This is a genomic window from Nitrospirillum amazonense, from assembly GCF_007828045.1.
GTDB classification, from domain to species: Bacteria; Pseudomonadota; Alphaproteobacteria; order Azospirillales; family Azospirillaceae; genus Nitrospirillum; species Nitrospirillum amazonense_C.
The window spans coordinates 203,581-217,603 of sequence record NZ_VITN01000002.1; the positions used below are offsets into that span (position 1 = coordinate 203,581).

At 66.8% G+C, this 14,023-nt stretch carries 11 protein-coding genes and 2 riboswitches; of the genes, 3 read left to right on the forward strand and 8 right to left on the reverse strand.

The genetic code is table 11. The features are described from left to right. Positions 1–21 precede the first annotated feature (21 nt). The 3 genes from FBZ89_RS03380 to FBZ89_RS03390 form a co-directional block, all read right to left on the reverse strand. Positions 22–717: a Crp/Fnr family transcriptional regulator gene (locus FBZ89_RS03380; protein ID WP_145748627.1), complete on the reverse strand. Its 696-nt coding sequence runs from the start codon at positions 715–717 to the stop codon at positions 22–24. Positions 718–782: 65 nt separating this feature from the next. Continuing rightward, positions 783–1,316 carry a DUF2244 domain-containing protein gene (locus tag FBZ89_RS03385; protein WP_186457172.1) on the reverse strand — a complete coding sequence of 178 codons (534 nt, stop codon included), beginning with the start codon at positions 1,314–1,316 and terminating at the stop codon, positions 783–785. Between the two features lie 92 nt (positions 1,317–1,408). Next, positions 1,409–1,783, reverse strand: a complete 375-nt coding sequence (locus tag FBZ89_RS03390) for a DUF2946 family protein (protein WP_145748629.1) — start codon at positions 1,781–1,783, stop codon at positions 1,409–1,411. A gap of 271 nt (positions 1,784–2,054) precedes the next feature. Next, a riboswitch (cobalamin riboswitch) is annotated at positions 2,055–2,280 on the forward strand. Between the two features lie 108 nt (positions 2,281–2,388). Between FBZ89_RS03390 and FBZ89_RS03395 the strand changes: the two genes are divergently transcribed. Further along, complete coding sequence (locus tag FBZ89_RS03395) at positions 2,389–4,302, forward strand: ribonucleoside-diphosphate reductase subunit alpha (protein ID WP_145748630.1); 1,914 nt, start codon at positions 2,389–2,391, stop codon at positions 4,300–4,302. Next, a complete protein-coding gene (locus tag FBZ89_RS03400) occupies positions 4,293–5,390 on the forward strand; it encodes a ribonucleotide-diphosphate reductase subunit beta (RefSeq protein ID WP_145748631.1) in 1,098 nt (365 codons plus the stop codon). Before FBZ89_RS03395 ends, FBZ89_RS03400 begins: the two co-directional genes overlap by 10 nt. On the opposite strand, the gene FBZ89_RS03405 is transcribed toward FBZ89_RS03400, so the two are convergent. From FBZ89_RS03405 to FBZ89_RS03425, 5 genes are all read right to left on the reverse strand, one after another. Then, on the reverse strand, positions 5,387–6,778 hold the full coding sequence (locus FBZ89_RS03405) for a peptidase (protein ID WP_186457173.1): 1,392 nt from the start codon (positions 6,776–6,778) through the stop codon (positions 5,387–5,389). The two genes, FBZ89_RS03400 and FBZ89_RS03405, sit on opposite strands and share 4 nt — an antisense overlap. 14 nt (positions 6,779–6,792) lie before the next feature. Beyond that, positions 6,793–8,775: a TonB-dependent receptor plug domain-containing protein gene (locus FBZ89_RS03410; RefSeq protein ID WP_145748633.1), complete on the reverse strand. Its 1,983-nt coding sequence runs from the start codon at positions 8,773–8,775 to the stop codon at positions 6,793–6,795. Positions 8,776–8,883: 108 nt separating this feature from the next. Then, the gene (locus FBZ89_RS03415; RefSeq protein ID WP_145748634.1) at positions 8,884–9,873 is read right to left on the reverse strand and encodes an MmgE/PrpD family protein; all 990 of its coding nucleotides are present in this window, start codon (positions 9,871–9,873) and stop codon (positions 8,884–8,886) included. 51 nt (positions 9,874–9,924) lie between these two features. Further along, entirely contained in the window at positions 9,925–10,287 is a 363-nt protein-coding gene (gene folB, locus FBZ89_RS03420; RefSeq protein ID WP_145748635.1) for a dihydroneopterin aldolase, read from the reverse strand. Between the two features lie 127 nt (positions 10,288–10,414). Continuing rightward, a riboswitch (cobalamin riboswitch) is annotated at positions 10,415–10,651 on the reverse strand. Positions 10,652–10,701: 50 nt separating this feature from the next. Then, entirely contained in the window at positions 10,702–11,613 is a 912-nt protein-coding gene (locus tag FBZ89_RS03425; protein ID WP_145748636.1) for a LysR family transcriptional regulator, read from the reverse strand. 108 nt (positions 11,614–11,721) lie between these two features. Between FBZ89_RS03425 and metE the strand changes: the two genes are divergently transcribed. Then, positions 11,722–14,016 carry a 5-methyltetrahydropteroyltriglutamate--homocysteine S-methyltransferase gene (metE, locus tag FBZ89_RS03430; RefSeq protein ID WP_145748637.1) on the forward strand — a complete coding sequence of 765 codons (2,295 nt, stop codon included), beginning with the start codon at positions 11,722–11,724 and terminating at the stop codon, positions 14,014–14,016. Positions 14,017–14,023 lie beyond the last annotated feature (7 nt).

Here is a 14,023-nt window from a genome sequence, read left to right on the forward strand (position 1 = left end):
CAGGCATGCAAAAAAGGACTCTTAAGCGACCAAGGACTGGCGGCGGTTGCCGAAGCGGCCACGCGGCCGCTGGCGAGGCCGCGCGTCGTCGGAAGGCGCGGGCGGTCGAGACTGTAGGGTTCCAAATTCGGCCAGGTGACGCAGGGCGCGGACATCCCGGACCGCCACGCTGTCCACCGCCTGGTAGTCGATGAGGCCCCGACGCCGGAGATCCGAGAAAAGACGAGAGACCGTCTCGGGGCTGAGCAGCAGATAGTTGGCGATGTTGACACGGCTGAGCGGCAGGGGGACATCCATGCCGCTGGCCGCCGGAGTACCGAGGATCTGAATATCCATCAACCGCGCCAGCAGAAACGCCAGCCGCTGGGGGGCGCCTGCCCGCCCCACCATCAGCATCTTGCGCTGAAGCTGGGACATTTGCGCGGACAGCCGTTCGGCCACCCCGCGCCAGAACGGGACCGCGTCGTCCTGGTCGGGTGCCAAGGTGCGCACCACCGCCGGCGTCAGGCACTCGGCGGCGACCGATTGCCGCTGGCCGGGCGGAACCCCAACCAGCGCTCCGGGTCCGAAAACCTCCAGGACATGATGGCCGCCATCGGCCTCACGATGGCGAAGCAGCACGACACCGGATTGAATTTCATAAAGGGCCGCCGTCGATCCGACCTCAAAGATCAGGTCGCCAGCCGCGAAACATTGGATGCTACTGGGGTTGTTCATAACACCCCTCCTATCTCGTCTCGGCGCTCCACCGCCCTCAGCGGGGCGGAGCCTCCGCCGATTGGTCAGAGAACAGTGGTGCGCAGGCGGATGCGAAATCCTGCCCTATGCAGGCAATCGCCCAGGTTGTCGGCAAACGCCTCACGCTCTTCCGAGGTCAGGTCGGCGGCGAATGGCAAGCGCCGATCCCGGTGGTGCAGTTCCAGCCGCCGGCAGTCGCCCGTGGCATCGCGGACCCGAACCAGATTGAGGCCCAGCAGGGGCAGGGTGATGGCGATGCCCTGCCCCGCCTTGGCCCACCGTTCCAACACCAGGACACCGTCGGCGACGCGCACGCGCTCCCAGCGCCGGGCGGCCCGCCGCCACAGGAAGAACGCCAGCAGCAGAAAAGCCATGTCCCCCGTCAGATAGACCAGGACCAGCCAATAGCCGGCGAGCAGCAGACCGAAATCAAGCAGGCAAACGCCAGAAAGCACCACGCCCATGAACCAGAGAAACCCCCGGTCGGATAAGGAATTGGGCGGTGTGATCGTGGCATCGAAAACGGGACGTGCAGGCGTCGCCCAATCAGCGACGGCCGCGGTAATGTCGGACGGCATCGGAACTCTCATACGCGGGAGGGAACGGACGGACGAACCGACCCGCAGCGCCGATGCTCAAAGAAAAGGAGGATGGCCGTCGTGGAACCGGTTCAGGACATGCCTGACATCGACGGCGGCCCGCGGGCACTGATACCGCTGGGCCGGCGCACCGGGCCGGGGCGGGCCATGACCGGCGTCAAACGGTCCAGCAGGACGGTCCAGACCACCGCGAGGACGGGGCCAGCCGGCGCCGTCAGCCCCAAAGCGCCCATGCCGGCGAAAGGACAAGACGCGCCATGGTCCTTCGACGTGCCCTGGTGGACGGGCAAGCCCATCTCCCGCAACACGCCGGCGTCGGGCACGGAACCGGAGCACAGGACCATCGTCAGGACCGGCTCGTCATCCGTAACGGACACCTCGGGCATCATGCCCGCCGGAACGAGGGCACGCAGCATGAAGGCGGCGACAAGGAGCCAAAGCCCCATCGCCCCCACACCGCATCGCATCGTCATCCGGCTTGCCGACACCTTGGCCCCGCCCCTGATTTGGCCGTCACCACACATTCGCCCCATGACCATGGCGTGCGCGCTGCGCTGCGTCAATGAGACAGCGGAAAGTGCCGAATCCTGTGAGAAGCTGATGCCACGGAGCAAACAATGGAGGAACTGCCGCACTCCGGAATCGGGTCAGCGTCGGCGATTGCCCCTGACGACTTGGTTACATCCGATATCCGCTTGACGATCGCGCCCACCCGGAACAAGATTTTGCGTTCACGGTCCCCAGATCATCTAGATCTGGGGCTAAGAGGGAAGCCGGTGCGGCCTCGCAAGAGGGCTATGCCGGCGCTGCCCCCGCAACTGTAAGCGGAGAGCGGCCGTCCACTTCAGCCACTGGCGCCACCCCTGTACGGGGGACGCCGGGAAGGCGGGACGGGCCGCATCGACCCGCGAGCCAGGAGACCTGCCGTGATCGCTAGAACGTCCTCGGGCGGGGTGTCCCGATGGCCGCTAGGCGTGTGCGCGCCCGCTGGGTGGCCCACGCCTGCGCGCCACTCCCCCGTCCGCTTCCGTCTTGATCTTGGGGGATGCAGATGTCCGCGCTTGCCTACGACCTCGACCAGAACGGCCACCTCGTGCCGCTGACCCGGCCGCCCGCACGCCCCGCGCAGGAGCACCGCGCCCCCCTGATCCCGCCCCTGGCGCCGCTGCCGCAGCCGGCGGACCTGGTGCTGGACCGCCGCCGCGACGACCTGCTGACGGCCTTCGGCAAGGCCACGCTGCAGGACCGCTACCTGTTGCCCGGCGAGAGCTTCCAGGACATGTTCGCCCGCGTATCCTGCGCCTTCGCCGACGACACAGCCCACGCCCAGCGTCTGTACGACGCCATGTCGCGCCTGTGGTTCATGCCGGCCACGCCCATCCTGTCCAACGGCGGCACCACGCGCGGCCTGCCCATCAGCTGCTTCCTGAACACGGTGCCGGACTCGCTGGACGGCATCGTCGGCACCTGGAACGAGAACGTGGCGCTGGCCTCCAACGGTGGCGGCATCGGCACCTATTGGGGCGGCGTGCGCTCCATCGGCGAATCGGTGAAGGGCCTGGGTGCCAGTTCCGGCATCATCCCCTTCATCCATGTCATGGACGGCCTGACCCTGGCCATCAGCCAGGGCAGCCTGCGCCGGGGCTCCGCCGCCTGCTACCTCGACATCCACCACCCGGAGATCGAGGAGTTCCTGGAGATCCGCAAGGCCTCGGGCGACTTCAACCGCAAGGGCCTGAACCTGCACCACGGCATCAACATCACCGACGCCTTCATGGAGGCGGTGCGGGACAATGCCCCGTTCCCCCTGATCAGCCCCAAGACGGGCAAGGCGGTGCGTGAGGTCAACGCCCGCCAGCTATGGCAGCGCATCCTGGAAACCCGCATGCACACGGGCGAGCCCTATCTGCTGTTCATCGACAGCGTGAACAAGGGTCTGCCCAAGCACCAGCGCGAGTTGGGCCTGAAGGTCAGCAGTTCCAACCTGTGCAGCGAGATCGTGCTGCCCACCGGCGCCGACCATCTGGGCAACGAGCGCACGGCCGTCTGCTGCCTGTCGTCGCTGAACCTGGAGACCTGGGACCAGTGGCAGGAGAAACCGGCCTTCGTGGAGGACGTGCTGCGCATGCTGGACAACGTCCTGACCCACTTCATCGAGACCGCCCCTGACAGCATGGAGCGCGCGCGCTACTCCGCCCTGCGCGAACGCTCGGTGGGCCTGGGCGTCATGGGCTTCCACTCCTTCCTGCAGGCGCGGAACATCCCCTTCGAAAGTGCCTTGGCCAAGTCCTGGAACCTGAAGATCTTCCGCAAGATCCGGCGGGAGGCGGATGCCGCCTCCGTCATCCTGGCGGTGGAGCGGGGCCCGTGCCCCGACGCGCAGGAGCGGGGCATGAAGGCGCGCTTCAGCCACAAGATCGCCATCGCCCCCACCGCCAGCATCAGCATCATCTGCGGCGGCACCAGCGCCTGCGTGGAGCCCATCCCGGCCAACGTCTACAACCACAAGACCCTGTCCGGCGCCTATGTCGTGCGCAACCCGCACCTGGGCAAGGTGCTGGCGGCCAAGGGCCTGGACACGCCGGAGACCTGGCAATCCATCGTGGAGCATGAGGGCTCCGTCCAGCACCTGGACGGGCTCACCGAGGACGAGAAGGCCGTGTACCGCACGGCGTTCGAGATCGACCAGCGTTGGGTCGTCGACCTGGCCGCCGACCGCACGCCCTTCATCTGCCAGAGCCAGTCGCTGAACCTCTACCTGGCGGCCGACGTGGATAAGTGGGACCTGCACATGCTGCACTGGACGGCGTGGAAGCGGGGGGTGAAGAGCCTCTACTACTGCCGCTCCAAATCCATCAGCCGCGCCGCCGTCGCCGGCCGGCTGGAGCAGGCGCCCGCCGCCGAGAGCGCCATGACTGTGCCCGCGACGCGAACCGACTATGAGGAGTGCCTGGCATGCCAGTGACCGGCCTGTCCCACCTGGACCCGCGCACCCTGGTCAACACCGGCCGCGTCGGCCTGCTGACCGGCACCGGCACCTACGACGTCGAGCGCTATCCCTGGGCCTACGAATTCTGGAAGCGGCAGCAGCAGACCCATTGGATGGGCGAAGAGGTGCCGCTGGGCGCCGACATCAAGGACTGGACCTCCGACCGGGTGACGGATGCCGAGCGTGCCCTGCTGACCCAGATCTTCCGCTTCTTCACCCAGTCGGACGTTGAGGTGGGCGACAATTACCTGAAGCGCTACATCCCCCTGTTCCAGCCCCTGGAAATCCAGATGATGATGGCCGCCTTCTCCAATATGGAGACGGTGCACATCGATGCCTACGCCCTGCTGCTGAAGACCTTGGGCATGCCCAAGACGGAGTTCGAGGCCTTCCGCAATTACCGGGAGATGCAGGCCAAGGCCGACTACATGCACACCTTCGGCGTGAACACGGTGGCGGACGTGGCCCGCACGCTGGCCATGTTCGGCGCCTTCACCGAGGGCATGGCCCTGTTCGCCAGCTTCGCCATGCTGCTGAACTTCCCCCGCCACAACAAGATGAGCGGCATGGGGCAGATCGTCACCTGGTCGGTGCGTGACGAGAGCCTGCACTGTGAGGGCATCATCCGCCTGTTCCACGAATGGAACCGCGAGACCGGCGCCGTCACGGCGGGCGTGCGCGACGACATCATCGACGTGGCGAAGACCATGGTGGGCCTGGAGGAAGGCTTCATCGACCTGGCCTTCGAACTGGGCCGTGTGGAGGGCATGACCGCGCCCGACATCAAATCCTATGTCCACTACATCGCCGACTGGCGCCTGACCCAGCTGCGCCTGCCGCCCGTGTTCGGCTACTTCACCGAGGCCGACAGCGGCTACCGCCAGGTACGGCCCCACCCGCTGCCCTGGCTGGTGGAGATCCTGAACGGCGTGGAGCACGCCAACTTCTTCGAGCAGCGCGCCACGGAGTACAGCAAGGCCGCCAGCCGCGGCAGTTGGGACGGCGATGACGGGGTATGGGCGGCCTTCGACAAGGCGGAGGGCGGACGCGGCCGGGCGGCTTAAGCCCGCCAGCGCCGCCGCACCCAGCGGACGGTGAGGTAGAGCCCGGTGGCGAAACTGAGGGCGACGCCCGCCAGCAGGGGCAGCATCACCAGGTCGCGCACTGGTCGCGCCCGCAGCCAGGGGGTGAAATCCAGGCGGTGTGGCGCCTGGTAGAGCCAGCGGTAGCCCCGATCCGCCGCATCCACGCTGCCCAGTAACTCCCCAGATAAGGGATCGACGTAGAAGCGGCGGCCATCGGGCTGGATCAGGCGATAAGCCGGCAACGGTGCGATCTCGCCATGATGAGGGAAATAGTAGTCGTCCTCCTTATCCAGGCGCTGCAAGTCGCCACCTCCCAGCAGGACCGCCGCGCGATCCATGACGGCGGGGGTTGTGGGCGCGCCAACGGCATCCAGGCGGGTACGGCTGCCATCGCCTGCAAAGGCGATGAAGGCCAAGGCGCCATCGAAGGGGGCCGCGCTGAAGGAAACGGCACCGCCAGGCCGTGTGGCGGCCAGGTCGCGCAGGGCCTGCCTCAGTTGCGTGCCGGTGAGGTGCAGGCCCCGCAACTGGGCGCGCTCAGCGGTGGCGTCGCCGCCCTCCAGGGCGCCCCACGGGTTCATGGACAGCATGCCACTGACCACCCAGGTCAGGGCGAACAGGCCGAAGATCACGCCCGGCACATGGTGCCAGTAGGTCCAGCCGCGATAGGGCGACCAGCGACCGCTGGCGCGGCGGCGGAACTGGCGGATGCCGATGATCATGCCGGTCAGGGTCAGCACGCCGCCGGTCAACGAGGTCCAGACAACGGTCTGGGACCACAGCGCCGCGTCCCGCCGCAGGTCGGCGAAGTAAATCCAATGGGGCACGGCACCCAACCAGTTCCAGAAGCGCTGCCGCCGGTTGGTAGCCTGCACCACCTTGCCGGTGGTGCCGGAGACGTAGACCTGCCGACCGTCCGGCCCCGCCAAAGTGACGCGGTATAAGGGACGGTCACGGTTGAAGCCGCCGGCGACCGTCCACTGGTCATACGCTATCATCTCCATCGCGGCGACGGTGCCGTAGGAGGAGGCGACAAGGCGTGCGTCATCCTCCCCCACCGCCGTGATGCGCTGGCCGCTGGCGAGGTCGATGGCACCGGCCCGCAAGCGCAGGATGGGCCGGTCGCCCAGCATCTCCACCTGCGCCCGGTCGACCACCGCATCGTCGGCCAAGGCCCCATCCGCGACGGTGCAGCACCGGTCCCAGTCCAAGGGGGTTAGATGGCCAAGGCGCACGTCTTCCCTTAGGGCCGGATAGCCCACATAGATCATCACCATGCCGGACAGCACCCAGGCCAGCATGGGGATGCTCAGCACCAGGCCCAGATAGCGATGGGCGATGGTGAGCCAACGGAACACGCGCGTCATGGCCGCCCTCCCCATCAGAACCGGTAGCTGTAGCGCACCTCGGCGGTGCGGGGCACGGCCAGGGTCTGATAGGTGTAGTTGGCGCCCGTGCCGTCCACCTGGGTGGTGCCCAAGCCGGTGGCGTAGCGCCGGTCCAGCAAGTTCTGGATACGCAGGGTCAGCGTCTGATGCCGGCCCTGGTCCAGGAAATAGCGGCCGGCGAGGTCGACCACGGGATAGTTGCCGTAGCTCTCCCGCCCATCCCATAGGCCGGAGCGGTACAGGGTGCCGACATAGTCGACGCTGGCGGTCAGGCCGAAGGGCAGGTCCTGGGGATGATAGTCCACGCTGACCTTGGCCTCCTGCCGGGGAATGCCGTCGATCTGCTGATTGCCGTCCTGCACGGCGCGGGAATAGGTGTAGCTGGCGGCGGCCGACCAGTCCGGATAGTCGGCGTTCAGGATGACCTCGCCACCGCGCAAGTGGACCTGGCCCTCCACATTGCCGAACACCGCCTGATTGGTGGCGTCGTCGAAGGTGGCGTAGTCGATCATGTCGGTGATGTTGCGGGCGAAGCCCACCACCTCCCACCGCAGGGTCTGGCGGGCGTCGAGATAGCCGCCGACCGAGGCGTTGGCGTAGACGCTGCGCTCCGGCTTCAGGTTGGGGTTGCCGCGCTCATCCTCCGGATCGTTGGCGAACAGTTCCTCCGCCGTCGGTAGGCGGAAAGCCGTGCCGCCGCCGGCGCGCACGAACAGGCGGGGCGTCAGGTCGTACTTGCCGCTGACGGTCCACACTGTGGCCGACCGGCCCTCGCTGGGCGCGTTGTAGCGCAGGCCCAGGGCCAGGGCGCCGTCAGGCAAGAGGGCCGAACTGGTGGCCAACTGGCCGAAGACGGCATGCACACTTTCCGACTGCGGAGCGATCACCAACACGGCGTCACTGCCGGAATAGGCCTGGAAATCATAGCCCGCGATGGCATTCGCCCAAGGACCGACGGCGGTTCGGGCCATCAGGTTAGCGCCAGCGTCGTGATAACCCCAGTAGCCGTCATTCTCGGCGGATTTGGTGACACCTGGCGCGCCGATGACGTTGTCGGTTTCGGTGTAGTGGGAATCCCAGGCATGGTAATAGCCCTTGGCGTACAACTGGAACTGGTCGCTGGGCGTGTAGTCGATCTTGCCGGTGATGATGTTCTCGGACCGGTCGTTGAAGGCCTCGAACACCTTGACGGGGCGCAAATTGTCCAGTTTGGCCTGGTTGTCCTGTAAGGTGGCGCTGACGCGCAGCGCGTCTGTGACGTCGTAGGCGTACTTGGCGCCTGTGGTCACGACGCGATAGCCCCGGTCGCGCTGCGTAGCGCTGGGCTGAACGTCCTGGCTGCGGAAGGGCTGGTAACCCTGCGATGTGTCGCCGTTGGCGTAAATCACGAAATGGCTGCGGCCGATGCTGTCGCTGTAATAGCCATCGCCGTGGAAGCCCCGGTTGGTGTCGCCGCCGACGGTGAAGCCGCCGGACGGCTTGTCGGTGAACGCCTTGGTGACGACGTTGACGGCGCCGGCCACGCCCTGGGTGCCGTAGAACAGGGCCTGCCCGCCCTCCAGCACCTCGATCCGGTCGACCATGGAGGCCGGAAGGGTGTCCAGCGGCGTGGTGCCGGCGTAAAGCCGGTTGTTGATGCGCACACCGTCGACCAGCCACAGCACGTCCGATGTCCGCGAGCCCTGCAGCGACACGGTCACATAGTCGTACGGGCCCGTCTTGGAGCGGAGGTAGAGGCCGGGCACGGTGGTGGCCAAGCTGTCCGCGATGTCGACGTAGCCGGCCTTGGCGATATCGTCCGCCGTCACCGTGTCGACGCGCACGCCCTGCTGTTCCAGGATGGCGGGGATCGAGCCTTCCAGTTTCCTGCTGGTGATCACGATTTCAGCCGGCGCGTCCTCCGCATGGGCGATAGCGGCCGGCGTACCGGCTAAAATCAACCCGCCCAGAAGCTGGCAGGATTTCTTGAATACCATGGATGTAATTCCCCAAAAAAAGAAGCGCCCTTTTTGTTCCGGTAGCCGAACCGGCAGGACGTTGATTGCGATTTCTTGAAGCCGATTTGAGAAATGTTGGCCGAGACGTCAGACGCGATCAAAGAGGCCGGGATTACCCGACTGCAAAATGTCAGGGTTCACCTGGAAACCCAGGCAGATGACCTCTTCCGCCGTGAGCATGGGCAGCCGCGCCGCCAGGGCAAGGAAGCGATCCTGCTCAACGGGATGGACAATTCCGTCCACCAAGGCGCGGAACCTGGCCATGCTGGAAGGCCGGGTGCCGGGTTGGGCTGGATCGGCAGGGGTTTGATCTACAGGTCCGCGTGTTTCTGGCAGCGGGGCGATGAATCCATCCGCACCGCCAAGGCCGGTGGAAAACCCACTCCCTTCACGAAGTGACCGGTCCACGACTTCCACCGCCATCTTGCCAGCAAAGGCCACCGAGGAGGCCTGCCGACTGGTGGCCGGCATCAACCGCACCGCCCGGTACATCGTCTCCACCGACAGTTGGAGAGCGGCTCCGATGCCAGCGGCGATGGAAAGGCTCAAGGAGTCGATGCCGTCCGCCTCAGGGTGGTGCGGATAAATGCCCCAAGGGAGGTTGGCTTGGGCCTGATGGGCTGCCAGCAAGCCGCGCACCAGGTCAGCGCCCGCCAGGCCGCAATGCTGGACCACAGCCACTACCCCGGGGATGGCGTCGCCGAGGTGGAGGTGACCAGCGGTTGGGCCGGTGCCCTGCCTGCCCGGCCCCCGTATCGCTACCCCATTGGCCCAGGCGGCCCATTCCGGTGAGATGCGGCGGCGGGGCGCCAGGCCGAACAGGGTGGCGCCGCGGCGGTAGGGGTGGGCCAGGGCCTGGTCGCGGGCGCTGATCACCGGGGGATGGTTCAGCGCGGCGGCGGCCAGGGCGGCGTTGTCGATGAGGTGGTTGATCATTGTCGCCACCAGGGTGTCGTCCACCGGTGCGCGGTCCGGGGATGCGGCCTTAGCCGCCAGGGTGGCGATGGTCCAGGCCAGCTGATCTTTAGGGAACGGGCGATCTGCGATCAGGTTGGCCCGGGCGGTTAGGTGCTCCACGGGAGGACACTCCTGGATTGGAAACTTTGGGACGATGGGGCCGCTTGCCGCCTATCGGTCCCGGCTGATCCGCACCGACACGCCGTCGATGATGGCCGGCACGGGGGCGGAGGGCTTGTCCACCTGCACGGTGACGGCCTGGATAGCGGGATAGCCTTGCAGCAAGTCGGCGGCGACGGCCTCGGCCACGCCCTCGATGGTGCGGAAGCGGCGGGCCGTGGCCACGCGAGTGGTGGCGGCCGTCAGCTTGGCGTAGCAGACGCTGAGGTCCCAATCGTCGGCACGGCCAGCGGGGCCCAGGTCCAGGGTGCAATCCAGCGAGATGTAGAAGCGCTGGCCCAGCTTGGCCTCTTCCGCAGTCAGGCCGTGGTGGGCGTAGACGGCGATGCGGTGGACCAGGATGTGATCAGTCATCGGCATGGGAACCCCGTGGAGACGAGGCGAGGGCCATGGCGAACGCGGGGGCGGCAGGGAGAGGCCGCACCCGAAGGCGAGCGCCGGCCCCATGCCGCTGGCGACGCAACCGGGACACCCCGCCCGTGAACGTTATCGGGTCGTGGCAGGTCTCCTGGCTTACGGGTCACCGCCTTGCCACCCGGCCTTCCCGGCACCCCCTTGAAACACGGGGAGACGCCAGTGGCTGGAATTGGGCGGAAGGCTCGCCGCTGACAGTTGCGGGGGCAGCGCCGGCCTTGCCCCGTGGGGCGCACCGGCTTCCCTCTTAGCCTCACGGGCGGGCAGACGCCTGCCGTGGGGAACCATGACGCGGCGGAGGGTAGGCCAAGGGACCCAAGACGTCAACAGCTACATAAAGAGATGTTTATGTCTCTATGCGTTGTGGAAACCCGCATCCCGATGGGTCCGGGCCAGGTCAACGAAGGCCCGCAGGTAGTCGAGGGTGGCGTCGGCCTCGCGATAGCCCAGGAAGATCTGCTTGGCGACGCCGGACCGGCCCAGCCGCACCGGGCTGACCCCGAACTTCCCGGCGTTCTCCTCCACCAGCCAGCGCGGCAGGGCGGCGACGCCGCGCCCATGCGCCACCATCAGCAGCATGATGTCGGTGGTCTCGATCGGCTTGTGCTGGCGCGGGCTGACCCCGGCCGGCAGCAGGAACTGGGTGTAGACGTCCAGGCGGTCGGTCGCCACCGGGTAGGTGATCAGGATCTCATCCGTCAATTGGTGCGGCTCCACGAACTCGGCACCGCACAGGGGATGCTCCGGCCCCACCACCAGCACCTGTTCGTAATCGAACACCGGCTCGAAACTCAGCCCGTTCTTGAACAGGGGATCGGGGGTCACCAGCATGTCGATCTCATGGCCGAACAGGGCGCCGATGCCGCCGAACTGGAACTTCTGCCGCACGTCCACATCCACCCGGGGCCAGATGTCCAGGTAGGGCGCCACGATCTTCAGCAGCCATTGGTAACAGGGGTGGCACTCCATGCCGATGCGCAGCTTGCCCCGCTCGCCCTCGGCGAACTGGTGCAGGCGTTCCTCCGCGTGCACCAGTTGCGGCAGCAGGCGGTTGGCCACGGCCAGCAGCCATTCGCCGGCCTGGGTCGGCCGCAGGCTGCGCCCCTCCCGCCGCCAGACCTCCACCCCGATCTGATCCTCCAGCTTGCGCATGGCATGGCTCAATGCCGACTGGGTGAGGTTCAGCCGCTCGGCCGCCGCGGTCAGGGAGCCTTGGCGGTCAACCTCGCTGATGATGGCCAGATGGATGCGTTCCAGGATCGCCATGCACCACCTCTATGAATCAGATTCATTGAAAGATGAATTCATACCATTTTTTCTCATGGATCGAACTCCGTATGGTCCCGGTCGACCCTCTCTTGCAAGGCGAAACCCATGGCCACCACCCACAACCTCGGATTCCCCCGCATCGGCGCCAAGCGCGAGCTGAAGTTCGCCCTGGAAGCTTATTGGAAAGGGGAAAGCACCCGTGACGACCTGGTGCGCGTCGGCGCCGACCTGCGCGCCCGCCACTGGCGCGACCAGGCCGGCCTGGACCTGGCCCCCGTGGGGGATTTCGCCTTCTACGACCAAGTGCTGGACATGAGCTTCACGCTCGGCAACCTGCCGGAGCGGGTGCGCGATTTCCACGGCGACGCCCTGGACAACTATTTCCGCGTGGCGCGCGGCCGTTCGGCCAAGGGCACCGAGGACCACGCCGCGTGCTGCGGCGGTGTCGCCGCCGGTGAGATGACCAAGTGGTTCGATACCAACTATCACTACATCGTGCCGGAGTTCGACGCCGGCACTGAGTTCAAGTTGGATGCCACCCGCCTGCTGGCCCAATTGGCCGAGGCCAAGGACCAGGGTGTCAAGGCCAAGCCGGTGATCATCGGCCCCGTCACCTATCTGGCGCTGGGCAAGGCCAAGGACCATTCCGACAAGCTGGCCCTGCTGCCCCGCCTGCTGCCGGTCTACGCCGACCTGCTGGCCGCCTTGGCTGACCAGGGGGTCAAATGGGTGCAGATCGATGAGCCCATCCTGGTGACGGAGCTGGATTCCACCTGGCGCGACGCCTTCGTCCAGGCCTACGAGGCCCTCAACACCGGTGCGGTGAAGCTGCTGCTGGCCACGTACTTCGGCCAGTTGAAGGAGAACCTGGATCTCGCCGCCACTCTGCGGGTGCAGGGCATCCATCTGGACGCCATCAACGCCCGGGATGAGGTCGATGCTCTGGTTCGGGCCCTGCCCGCCGACCGCGTGGTCTCGCTGGGCGTGGTCAACGGCCGCAACATCTGGAAGACCGACCTGGAGGCCGTGCTGGCCTGGTTGGAGCCGTTGGCCCAGACCCTGGGCGACCGGCTGTGGATCGCGCCCTCCTGCTCCCTGCTGCATGTGCCGGTGGATTTAGGCGGCGAGCGCAAGCTGGACGGGGAGGTCAAGTCCTGGCTGGCCTTCGCGGTGCAGAAGCTGGAGGAAATCCGTGTCCTGGCCACCGCGCTGAGCCAGGGCCGCGCCGCCGTCGCCGCCGACCTGGCCGCCAACGCCCAGGCCATCGCCGCCCGCCGGGCCTCCCCCCGCGTCAACAACCCAGCCGTGAAGGCGGCGGTCGCCCGCATCGACGCCGCCCTGGGTCGGCGCAAGAGCCCCTTCGGTGAGCGCACGGGAAAGCAGGCCGCCCTGCTGAACCTGCCGCTGTTCCCCACCACCACCATCGGCTCCTTCCCCCAGACCAAGGAAATCCGCCTGGCGCGCAGCCAGTTCAAGGCCGGCGCCATCGATGCCGCCGCCTATACCCAGGCCATGCGCAACGAGATCGCGCGCAGCGTGCGCGAGCAGGAGGCCCTGGGCCTGGACGTGCTGGTGCATGGCGAGGCCGAGCGCAACGACATGGTGGAGTACTTTGGCGAGCAGTTGGACGGCTACGTCTTCAGCCAGGGCGGCTGGGTGCAGTCCTACGGCTCCCGCTGCGTGAAGCCGCCCATCCTGTTCGGCGACATCAGCCGGCCCAAGGCGATGACGGTGGACTGGATCAGCTACGCCGCCTCGCTGACCAAGAAGCCGATGAAGGGCATGCTGACCGGCCCGGTCACAATCCTGAACTGGTCCTTCGTGCGCGACGACCAGCCGCGCGCAACCTCCTGCCTGCAACTGGCGCTGGCCATCCGCGGGGAGGTGCTGGACCTGGAGAAGGCCGGAATCCGCGTCATCCAGATCGATGAGGCGGCCCTACGCGAAGGTCTGCCGCTGCGCCGGTCCCAATGGCGAGAGTACCTGGACTGGGCGGTGGAGTCCTTCCGCATCACCGCCAACGGCGTGGCCGACGAGACCCAGATCCACACCCACATGTGCTACTCGGAATTCAACGACATCATCGCGTCCATCGCCGATATGGATGCCGACGTCATCACCATCGAGACGTCACGGTCGGCCATGGAGCTGCTGGACGCCTTCGACGATTTCAACTACCCGAACCAGATCGGCCCGGGCGTCTATGACATCCACTCGCCCAACATCCCCACGGAAGACCACATCGTCACGCTGATGAAGAAGGCGGCGGCGCGCATCCCGGCCGACCGCCTGTGGGTCAACCCGGACTGCGGCCTGAAGACCCGCCAGTGGAACGAGGTGATCCCAGCCCTGACCAGCATGGTCAGCGCCGCCAAGACCCTGCGCGCCACCGTTTCCTAATCGGCTT

Coding starts and splice junctions, on each gene's coding strand:
- FBZ89_RS03380 (WP_145748627.1), bottom strand. CDS start 717: ATGAACAACCCCAGTAGCATCCAATGTTTCGCGGCTGGCGACCTGATC.
- FBZ89_RS03385 (WP_186457172.1), bottom strand. CDS start 1,316: ATGCCGTCCGACATTACCGCGGCCGTCGCTGATTGGGCGACGCCTGCA.
- FBZ89_RS03390 (WP_145748629.1), bottom strand. CDS start 1,783: ATGGGGCTTTGGCTCCTTGTCGCCGCCTTCATGCTGCGTGCCCTCGTT.
- FBZ89_RS03395 (WP_145748630.1), top strand. CDS start 2,389: ATGTCCGCGCTTGCCTACGACCTCGACCAGAACGGCCACCTCGTGCCG.
- FBZ89_RS03400 (WP_145748631.1), top strand. CDS start 4,293: ATGCCAGTGACCGGCCTGTCCCACCTGGACCCGCGCACCCTGGTCAAC.
- FBZ89_RS03405 (WP_186457173.1), bottom strand. CDS start 6,778: ATGACGCGCGTGTTCCGTTGGCTCACCATCGCCCATCGCTATCTGGGC.
- FBZ89_RS03410 (WP_145748633.1), bottom strand. CDS start 8,775: ATGGTATTCAAGAAATCCTGCCAGCTTCTGGGCGGGTTGATTTTAGCC.
- folB (WP_145748635.1), bottom strand. CDS start 10,287: ATGACTGATCACATCCTGGTCCACCGCATCGCCGTCTACGCCCACCAC.
- FBZ89_RS03425 (WP_145748636.1), bottom strand. CDS start 11,613: ATGGCGATCCTGGAACGCATCCATCTGGCCATCATCAGCGAGGTTGAC.
- metE (WP_145748637.1), top strand. CDS start 11,722: ATGGCCACCACCCACAACCTCGGATTCCCCCGCATCGGCGCCAAGCGC.